Source organism: Segatella copri, from assembly GCF_003465495.1.
Taxonomy (GTDB): Bacteria; Bacteroidota; Bacteroidia; order Bacteroidales; family Bacteroidaceae; genus Prevotella; species Prevotella copri_G.
Genome location: NZ_QSAV01000113.1, coordinates 1 through 534, shown reverse-complemented (window position 1 = coordinate 534; position 534 = coordinate 1). Strand labels below are relative to the sequence as shown.

Sequence of the window (534 nt, the reverse complement as noted above, 5' to 3'; positions counted from 1 at the left end):
CCATCTGAGGCGATGATTTTCGCCTCGTCCTTGCCTGTAACATAGCGGATGCAACCACCAAATGAGCTGCCCTTCTTTAGCTTGCCTATCATGTGGTATCCTCCTTTCTGCCCATACTGCTTGGCTTCGGTTTATAACTTGCTTGGCGATACTCGCCAAGGATTGCTTTCAATCTTCTCAACAAGTCCACCACATACACATGGGTTTCCTGGAACCCTCTCTGATGCGACAGCTTGGTAAGTTGGTTGAGGTTGTTCGCCATGCCAATGAGGTGCTTGGCGATGGCTACCGTCTCTGCGTTGTGTCCGCTGACCACCTCGCCGTTCAAGGCGGACTCACGGATGTACTCCGCCAACTTGCAGTTGGCTTTTCTCGCCCTCAGTCTCAAAGCCTCGTAGCTTGGCTTTGAGAACTTCACCGTGACAGACTTCGAGAGCTTGCGAACCCTGCCCGTGGGCGGTCTTCCGCCCTTTCTCCTATTCTGTTCCTGTACGTTTGTCATTCGATATACTGTTTACAGTTGGTACACTCACT

1 protein-coding gene and 1 pseudogene are annotated in these 534 nt (G+C 51.7%); both read right to left on the bottom strand.

Features of this window, described 5'->3' with window-relative positions; genetic code table 11:
* Window positions 1-92: pseudogene (locus DWV53_RS16290) on the bottom strand (relaxase/mobilization nuclease domain-containing protein); the annotation flags it as partial.
* A complete protein-coding gene (locus tag DWV53_RS15275) occupies window positions 89-502 on the bottom strand; it encodes a plasmid mobilization protein (protein WP_117988912.1) in 414 nt (137 codons plus the stop codon). The pseudogene DWV53_RS16290 and the gene DWV53_RS15275, both read right to left, overlap by 4 nt.
* Window positions 503-534 lie beyond the last annotated feature (32 nt).